This window comes from Brevibacterium sp. HMSC063G07 (assembly GCF_001810665.1).
GTDB lineage: Bacteria > Actinomycetota > Actinomycetes > Actinomycetales > Brevibacteriaceae > Brevibacterium.
Map to the genome: position 1 here is coordinate 259,284 of NZ_KV802363.1, position 7,315 is coordinate 266,598.

Sequence of the window (7,315 nt, forward strand, 5' to 3'; positions counted from 1 at the left end):
GTCCTTAGCCTCGGGGTCCTTGGGCTTGTCGCCGCCGTCGTCCGGGGTGTCGGGTGCTTCGGGTTCGTTGGCTTCGGGATCCTTCGGGTCCTGCGGTTCCGGATCCTTGGGGTCGTTAGTCTCGGGATCCTTGGGGTCGGTCGGCTTGTCGCCGCCGTTTTCCGGGGTGTCAGGAGTTTCCGGTTCCTTCGGATCCTGCGGTTCGGGGGCTTCCGGTTCCTTGGGCTCTTCTGCCGGGAACAGGGTGTTCATCTGTTCGTCGGTGAGGTTGATGTTGGAGCGGTGCAAAACCGTTTCGTCGTTCGGGTTGCCGTGGGCTACCCATACGACGGTGTCGTAGTCGGTGTCCTTGTTCAGTTTGTCTGCTGCTGCGGTCGTCTGGGCGTCGAGCTTGCCGTCCTTGATGTTGCTGCTGGGAATGTGCTCAACGGCAACCGGTTCCTTCGACGACTTTTCTGCTGCAGCCGACCTAGCGGACGGACGTGACAGTTCGATTTCGCTGTTCTTGACCTTACGGTCGACAATTGCGACGTAGACACCGTCGGCATCCCGGCCAGTGCTGGCCTTGGGCAGCACGCCGTAGCCTTCGCCGGTCACATTGACCGTCAGGCCCTTGTCAGAAACAGAGGGCTTGCTCTTAGTGGTGTTCTTAATCGTCTCCTCATCGACTTGCGGTTCAGGCTCTTCGGCCGTGTACTTCACGGTGAGAGCAGTGGGCTTCTTGCGTGGGTCCGCAGCTCCGCCGGAGGTGTACCAGTACTGGGTCTGGCCGGTCTGTACGTTGTAGTCCACCCAGCTGCGGGGGAATGAGCCCCAGCCGTCTTTTTCTTTGTTCTGGTCTGGCTGTCCGCTGTCGATGCCTTCGTAGTCCGGGGTGACGGTGAAGCCGTTTTCATCGAGCTCGACCGTGTTGTTTTCGAAGTCGGCGATGGTGCCTTCAACGGGGTTGAGCTTCTCCCACTTGGACAGGTCCTCCATGTCGGTGCCGTAGCCGGAGAAGGTGCCGGTGAGCTTGCCCTTGCCGTTCTTCACCTCGAGCTTGGGGTCACTCACCGACCAGTAGGTGTACCCGGAGTAGTACACCAGGGTGAACGAACCCTCCCACTGGATGGTGCCGGAGTTCGTTTCAGGGTCGATTGTGCCCTTGCCACCGGAGATCTCAACGAAGTTGCCCGACCGTTTGGCTTTGTCGCCGTTCCACGTGTTGAGGCGCTCGCCTTCCGGGGTCTGGCACTTGTTGTCCCACGTGATCGGCTGCGTGCCGCCATCAGCGGTGGGGCGCAGGATCTTGACGTTGCCCTTTTCCGGGCTGAACAGCTTCTTAGCTTCCGCGTCTTCCTTTGACCACGGTGAGGACTTCCCGGCGTCGCCGGACACTCCCGCGGACAGGAAGTTGCATGTGCCGGGAGCATAAGCGCCCGCACCGGATTCGGCGTTGATACCCCAGCTGAAGACAGCGTCCGAAACATTGAGTTCTGCGGCCTGGGCGGGGTGCGCGGACAGCAGACCGGCCCCGCCCAGCGCGAATGCCACGCTTCCGGCCAGGCAGGCGCGCCAATTGCGGCGCGAAGGCGCGCTCGATGATGACTTCATTGTTCTCCTTGTGGACTTACGTCGTGCGTACATTTCGCAACTGATTTACGAGAAACTGACTTGACCTAAAACATTTAGGTAAGGCTATCCTTAGTTGTAGTCACCCTGTAAGTCAACTCACGGTTCGGTGAATGTTTGTTGAGTGCCTCAGGCGCACTCGAACAGAAAAGGAAGCAATGAAACTCAACTCTCGGGCGTGGCGCCGGGCTGAAGAGCCCGGTCGCCCAGGAGGCCTGAATCGGGCTTTGCGCCGTATGCCTCGCCGAAGAAAACGGCGTGCCGCGGCAACCGCAGCGGTGCTCGCCGTTGGGCTTTTTCTGTGGAACAACGGTTTCCACAACGTCGGCACCCTCAATGTCGCGCACTCCCAACAGTGCGTACCCCCGCCGGCGACCTCGGCGGCGCAGCTTCCGAACATCCCGGATGTTCCCAGTTCCGAAAAACGTCCGGTCAGCAAGATCCACGGCCCGACCACTGCCTACACCCAGGCCTCCGAAATCCGGCCGATTGCAGATTTCGCAGATCAGCAGCAGACCCTCCCGGTGACTGTCACCTCGGACGATGGCCCCGAACAGACGGTGCGTGACACCTCGAGAATTCTGGCGCTCAACCAAAACGGCGGTTTGGCCGCCGCGGTTGTCGGCCTGGGTCTGGGCTGCAATCTGGTCGGCCGTGATGTTTCCACGCAGATGTCGTCGCTCATGCCGGGCCAGAAAGAACTTCCGCTGGTTACCCAGAACGGGCACGAACTCAACGCGGAGGCAATCCTCAATCTGGCACCCACAGTGGTGCTGACCGATTCGACGATTGGCCCCTATGACGTTCAGCTTCAGCTGCGCAATGCCGGCATCCCGGTGGTGTTCATTCCGTCGGCGACGGAGGACGGTGTGCAGGGCGTCAGCCCGCAGATCGTTGCGGTTGCCAAAGCGCTGGGCCTGCAGGATGCGGGTGAACAGCTGGCCAAGCGCGTCGATAAGGAAATCGCCGAAACCCAAAAGAGAATCCAGGCACTCGCACCGGACAATCCGGCGGACCGTCCGCGCACGGTGTTCCTGTATCTGCGCGGCGACATCTACTACTGGTTCGGCAAAGGCTCCGGCGCAGACTCTCTGATTCAGGCAATCGGCGGACGTGATGTTGCGACTGAAGTCGGCTTTGCGGGCATGTCACCGACCAACGCGGAAGCCCTGGTGAAGGCCGCCCCGGACGTCATTTTGGTCATGACGAAGGGCCTGGAGAGCGTCGGCGGCATCGACGAAGCCCTCAAACTGCCGGGCATTGCGCAGACTCCCGCCGGCAAACACCGTCGGATTGTCGATATGAGTGACTACGAAGTCATGAGCTTCGGCCCACGCACCGCGGAGGTCATCGCAGCCCTGGGCACGGCAGTCCACGCCCCCGAATACGCCTACGTCCCACAGGAAAAGTCCGCTGAAGCGGATGCCTAAGGAGAAAACCCTTGAGCACTACTCATTCCAGATCTGCTGAGCGTTTCGACGCGCCCGCACCTTTTGCCGGTTCGCCTTTGGACGAACAGCGCACGAGGCGCCGCTCCCGTTCTGCTTCTTCGGCGCCTGCCGCCCGGGTTCCGGGGGAGGGACGCGGTGAGAAGCCTTCCGGGAGGGTGTCGGCTGCTCGGGTGACCACCGTCTTCACCACTTTGGTGGTTCTGCTTCTTGGCGGAACTCTGCTTTCGGCCATGTTGGGTCAGCTCTACATTGCGCCGAAGGAAGTTGTGGGTTCCGTTCTGCAGTCGGTGGGCATCAACTGGCTGCCCGGTCCGTCGCACGAATTCGGTGCTGAGGCCCTGTGGGAGGTGCGCTTCCCGCGGATTGTTCTGACGGTCTTTGTGGGTGCTGCCTTGGCTATTGCCGGTGCTGTTATGCAGGGCATCTTCGGCAATCCGCTGGCTGAGCCGGGCACGATCGGAGTGTCTTCTGGTGCTGCCGTCGGTGCGTCGTTTGCGTTTCTGCACGGCCTGAGCTTCCTGGGCGGATTCACGGTTCCGTTCCTGGCGTTTGTGTGCGGTCTGGTGACAACGATCGTCGTGTACGTCTTGGCGCGGTCGAACGGCCGGACGGAAGTCGTCACTTTGATCCTCACGGGTGTTGCGGTCAACGCGATTTCCGGTGCGCTCATTTCGTTTATCGTGTTCAAAGCCCCCACGCAGGCACGTGAGCAGATCGTGTTCTGGCAGATGGGCAGCTTCAACGGCAGCCGGTGGGAACAGGTTGCGATTGTCGTTCCGCTGGTGGTCGTGGGAATCGGCCTGACGATGTTCCTGGCCCGGGGCCTGGACTTGGTGTCTCTGGGTGAAAAGGCGGCCCGCCACCTGGGTGTCGATGTTGAGCGTCTGCGCTTGTACGCCATGGTCCTGTCGGCTCTGCTGGTCAGTGCTGCGGTTGCGTTTGTCGGCATCATTGCCTTCGTCGGTCTGGTGGTTCCGCACCTGATGCGCATGCTGTTGGGGCCGGGCCACCGTCTGCTGCTGCCGGCATCGGTCCTCGGCGGCGCGGTGCTGCTGACCTTTGCCGATTTGGCTGCGCGCACGCTCATCGAGTTCGCCGACCTCCCGATTGGCATGCTGACCGCGCTGATCGGCGGACCGTACTTCTTCTATCTGCTGCGCCGCAGCCGTCGTGAGGCAGGAGGCTGGGCATGATCGAAAAGCTGCGTCGCAGCCGTGAAAGCCGTCTGCCGGAAGTCCCCGCACCGGGAAGCACCGTGCTGTCGGTGGACCAGGTGACGGTGTCCTACGACGGCGAAAGGAAGGTACTTGAGGGGGCCAGTCTGGATGTCCGGGCGGGCGAGGTGCTGGCTCTTGTCGGTCCCAACGGCGCCGGGAAGTCCACACTTCTGGGTGTCATCACCGGGGATGTTGAGGAAGCCTCCGGGTCAGTCACCATCAACGATCACCCGTCCTATGCCTGGAACACCCGCGAACTGGCTATGCGCCGGGCTGTTCTGCTGCAGCAGGTCGATGTGTCCTTCCCGTTTACGGTGTTGGAGGTCGTTGAAATGGGCCGCGCCCCGTGGCAGCGGACGCAGGCGGCAGCCGATGACGACACGATCGTGTCCGCAGTCCTGGAGCGCACGGACACGAGCCGCTTTGCTTCCCGCACCTTCACCTCGCTGTCCGGAGGGGAGCGGTCGCGCGCCGCTTTGGGCCGCGTCCTTGCGCAGGCCGCCCCGATTCTGCTGTTGGACGAACCGACAGCGGCTATGGATATCCGCCACCAGGAGCTCGTACTGACGATTGCCCGTGAATATGCGGCCACCGGCTCGGCTGTTGTCGTGGTTCTGCACAGCCTTGATCTGGCCGGTGCCTACGCGGACCGAATTGCCCTGCTCAACAACGGTCGCATCGCCGCTGACGGCACACCGGAAGAGGTGCTGACAGCCGAGCGGATCAGCGAAGCCTACGGCCATCCCGTCACTGTTCTCACCGACCCGGTATCCGGTTCACCGCTTGTGGTGCCGGTTCGCCCTTCCAGAAAGGACATGTCATGAATCAGCCTGGACACGCACCGGGCAGCCGGAAGAAGCGGCTGGGGCTGCGGCGGTTGGCTGCCGCGGCTGCCGCTGTGCTCATAGGCGGCATGGGCGCTTTCGCGAGTGCCGCTGTCAGTTCCGAACCCGCCCAGGCGGCGGCCCGGGTTTCCGTGTCGGGGACGCCTTCTGTTGACGGCACCTCGACCCTCAAACTCTCCGGCAGCGGTTTCCAATCGGTGCAGAACGGCTTCGGCGGCATCTATGTTCTGTTCGGTGTTGCCGAAGGCACGTGGCAGCCCAGCAAGGGCGGCAAGACGGGCACAAACCTGCGCTACGCCTATGACGATGAATCGAATCCGGTGGGCTATCAGCTGTTCGTCACGTTCCCGGGATCGTCAACAGCTCACGCCGCCAACGGCGGCACACTGAAGGCCGACGGAACATGGTCAGGCGAAATCATCCTGCCGGGCGCTCGCTTCACGTCCTATGACCGCGAGCGCAATCCGGTCGATGTTGACTGCACGCGTGAGCGCTGCGGCATCATCACGATCGGCGCGCACGGCGTGGCGAATGCCAAGAACGAAACCTTCACGCCGATTGAGTTCCCTGCTGCCGCAGCGGCTGGCCAGTCCGGCGGCGAACAGCAGCAGAACAACGGCGCAGCCGGCGCGGCAGCCGCACCGAAAGCCAATGCGCAGAAGGACAACAAGGATCAGAAGAACGCAGCAGCCCCCGCCGCACCGGCACCGGGAACAGCGGGTGGGCAGCAGCCGGTGTCAGGACCCCTGCTGGAGCCCGACCAGGTGGATGCGATCAACACGAACGCCAACCGCATGGTGTTTCTGCTGATGATCGGAGTGGTTCTCGCCATCTGTGCGATTGCCCTGGCCGTGGGAGTCGGTTCCTACATGGCAGTGAAATCGCTGCTTCTGGGTGTCAGCCCCGAAGCACTGGAGCGTGTGCGCACGCGCAGGGCTAAGCGCGCTATCGCGGCAGAGCACAAGCGCGAACGCAAACTGCAGAAGTTCCGCGTGAAGCAGGATGCGCGCACCCGCAAACGCGAAAGGGCAGCCGATGCCAAGATCGCCCGCGCTGACATGGAAGACGCGGGAGTGCGCTATCCGGTCATCGCCGAACAGCAGTCCTACGCTCAGCAGCCCGGTGCACAGGACCAACCTGCGGCCGGACCCATGCGGTTCTTTGAACTCATCCACAACGACGCAGGGGCCACCGGCAGCCACACGCAGCGTCAGGCGGCGGGCAGTCAGCAGGTGCATTCCGAGGGCACACCACCCGGTGCTGCAGGAGGAGATTCCCCAACGCTCGTCATGGATCGCCTGCTGGGCGAAGCAGATGCACGGGAGGATCAGCGATGAAGCGCACAGCAATAACCCTGGTGGCAGCCGCGGCAGCGTTTCTGCTGTTCCTCTTTGCTGCGGGTATAGCAATCGGCACGGCAGCCTTCGCATCGCCTGCTGACAGCGCGGAAGGGTCCGAGGCTGAGTCGTCGAAGCTGAAAATCTCAGACGCCGCCCTCACGTGGGGAATCAATGCAGAATCTGGCTCAGGTGCGTATCTGCCCGGTTCATGCAACTTCCTTTCCGCAGGTGTGGCAGGCGACAACGGGGGATCCTCGTTGTGGCCGAATGACGCCGAAAAGCGCGGACTGTTCAAGGCGAAAGACGGCAACGTGGAGATTCTGCGGCCCACCGCTGATGGCGGCACGCAGCCGATCACGTGGGACAACAAATGCCAGACCCCGGAAGGCAAACGCGTCAACACCTCAGGCGTGAACTCTGGAAACTACGTCCAGTTCTCCGGCGGTAAGGGAGAAGTGGACACCGCTGCGAACACGGGCACCATCCAGTGGGAGGGTTCGTTCACCCTGGTGTACTACTCCGGATACACCTACTGGTCGGTGAGCAACCCCAAGCTCGAAGTGAAGAACGGCAAGGGCAAGCTCACCGGCACCTTCTCCGGCTACGGCACCGACATGGAGGACCTGTCCAAGTGGGAGAAGCTCAACCCCGTTGAAGGCACCATCGCCGACTTCGAAAACAACAAGGTTGAGCTCGATGAAAACGGCTTCACCGTCACCCCTGACTACGAGGGCATCGACAGTGGGCAGCCAGACCAGAACAAAGAAAAAGAAGGCTGGGGTTCGTTCCCCAAGAGTTGGGTGGACTTCAACGTACTGACCGGCCAGACCCAGTACTGGTACACCTCCGGC

6 protein-coding genes are annotated in these 7,315 nt (G+C 62.2%); 5 read left to right on the forward strand and 1 reads right to left on the reverse strand.

The genetic code is table 11. From position 1 onward, the window contains the following. On the reverse strand, window positions 1–1,593 hold a 1,593-nt coding region (locus HMPREF2757_RS09805), incomplete at its 3' end, for an HtaA domain-containing protein (RefSeq protein ID WP_070576072.1). 176 nt (window positions 1,594–1,769) lie between these two features. Here HMPREF2757_RS09805 and HMPREF2757_RS09810 point away from each other — a divergent pair. The 5 genes from HMPREF2757_RS09810 to HMPREF2757_RS09830 all read left to right on the forward strand — a co-directional run. Beyond that, window positions 1,770–3,041: a heme/hemin ABC transporter substrate-binding protein gene (locus HMPREF2757_RS09810; RefSeq protein ID WP_070576074.1), complete on the forward strand. Its 1,272-nt coding sequence runs from the start codon at window positions 1,770–1,772 to the stop codon at window positions 3,039–3,041. A 191-nt stretch (window positions 3,042–3,232) separates the two neighbouring features. After that, entirely contained in the window at window positions 3,233–4,255 is a 1,023-nt protein-coding gene (locus HMPREF2757_RS09815; protein WP_019174173.1) for a FecCD family ABC transporter permease, read from the forward strand. Then, window positions 4,252–5,103: a heme ABC transporter ATP-binding protein gene (locus HMPREF2757_RS09820; RefSeq protein WP_062020000.1), complete on the forward strand. Its 852-nt coding sequence runs from the start codon at window positions 4,252–4,254 to the stop codon at window positions 5,101–5,103. The genes HMPREF2757_RS09815 and HMPREF2757_RS09820 overlap by 4 nt, the downstream gene beginning before the upstream one ends. Further along, the gene (locus HMPREF2757_RS09825) at window positions 5,100–6,461 is read left to right on the forward strand and encodes a hypothetical protein (RefSeq protein WP_070576078.1); all 1,362 of its coding nucleotides are present in this window, start codon (window positions 5,100–5,102) and stop codon (window positions 6,459–6,461) included. The genes HMPREF2757_RS09820 and HMPREF2757_RS09825 overlap by 4 nt, the downstream gene beginning before the upstream one ends. Then, window positions 6,458–7,315 (forward strand): HtaA domain-containing protein (locus HMPREF2757_RS09830; protein WP_176745921.1); only part of this gene is annotated, 858 nt, incomplete at its 3' end. The genes HMPREF2757_RS09825 and HMPREF2757_RS09830, both read left to right, overlap by 4 nt.